The organism is Novosphingobium mangrovisedimenti, from assembly GCF_025153475.1.
Taxonomy (GTDB): domain Bacteria; phylum Pseudomonadota; class Alphaproteobacteria; order Sphingomonadales; family Sphingomonadaceae; genus Novosphingobium; species Novosphingobium mangrovi_A.
The window spans coordinates 1-1,300 of sequence record NZ_JANZXA010000050.1; the positions used below are offsets into that span (position 1 = coordinate 1).

Here is a 1,300-nt window from a genome sequence, read left to right on the forward strand (position 1 = left end):
AAAACCTCGCCGCTCGCGATCCTGGGCAGCCACCAGGCCTTTTGCGCTTCGGTGCCGTTCAAGCCGATCAGTTCGCCGGCGATTTCGGACCGCGTGCCAAGCGAACCCGCGCCAATCCAGCCGCGCGACAATTCCTCGGTTATGATGCACATCTTTAGCTTGCCAAGGCCAAGACCCCCATAGATTTCGGGTATGCAGACTCCGAATGTACCGAGATCGGCCATGGCCTGAATCACTGCCTCGGGGATCAGGTCATTCGCCAGATGCCATCCGTGCGCCTGGGGCACGATGACAGCATTGGTGAAGCGACGGTATTGCTCGCGGATCGTGTCGGCTTCGGCATCATCGAGCGACTCGCTTGGCCATTGCCCCTGGGCCAGGGCTGCGGCCACTTCGCCTCTGGTTGCCGCATAGTCCACATCGAGCAGGTCCGCGCACCGGTCGAAAAGCGTGCGGGCAGCGCTGCCAAGTCCGAGGTCGCCGGGGCGGAAGATTTCGTTCTGGCCCATCGGCAGGCCGCCACCGATCTGGCCAATGCATTCAGCGAAGGCCAGAATGGCGATCCTGGCGTCAAGATCATTCTTGCTGCCCCTGGCCTCGGACCATTCGAGCACCGCTTCCAGCGCAGCCACAAGCGTGGCCACCCAGGCATAGCCGTGCGCGGCCCGCTGCTCCTCATCAATCCTTCCGGACACCAAGCGCGCGCCCAACGCTGCCTTGACCGAGGCGCGATAGTCTCTCGCGGCGTTCAGGGCCTGGCGCAGATCAGCCACCTTCAGGCCGCGCGCTCGAAGATTGCGGCGATGCCTTGTCCGCCGCCGATGCACATCGTCTCAAGACCGTAGCGGCCTTTCGTGCGCACAAGTTCGCGGGTAAGGTTGGCAAGAATACGACCACCGGTTGCACCGATCGGGTGGCCAAGCGATATACCCGAACCATTGACATTGAGGATTTCGTTCCGGCCGTCGTCATCCGACCAGCCCCATCCTTTCAGAACCGCCAGGACTTGCGGTGCGAAGGCTTCGTTCAGCTCAACCAGATCAATATCGCCCCAGCCAAGGCCGCTGCGGGCGAACAAGCGTTGCACTGCAGGAACGGGACCAATTCCCATGCGACTGGGATCACAGCCCGCCGCGGCCGAGCTATGATAAAAGGCGATCGGTTCCACCCCCAGTTCGTCGAGTTTGTCTTCGGCCACCACTAGGCAAGCGGCAGCGGCGTCGTTCTGCTGACTGGCGTTGCCAGCGGTCACGACGCCGCCCTCAATCGCCTTCAGCGCGCCGAGCGAAGCCATCGTCGC

Annotated in this window: 2 protein-coding genes; both read right to left on the reverse strand. The window is 62.8% G+C overall.

From position 1 onward, the window contains the following. A partial coding sequence (locus tag NZK81_RS21395) for an acyl-CoA dehydrogenase family protein (protein WP_260047982.1) occupies window positions 1-773 on the reverse strand: 773 nt, incomplete at its 3' end. Window positions 774-775: 2 nt separating this feature from the next. After that, window positions 776-1,300, reverse strand: a 525-nt coding sequence (locus tag NZK81_RS21400) for an acetyl-CoA C-acetyltransferase (protein WP_473087541.1), incomplete at its 5' end; no start/stop codon positions are given.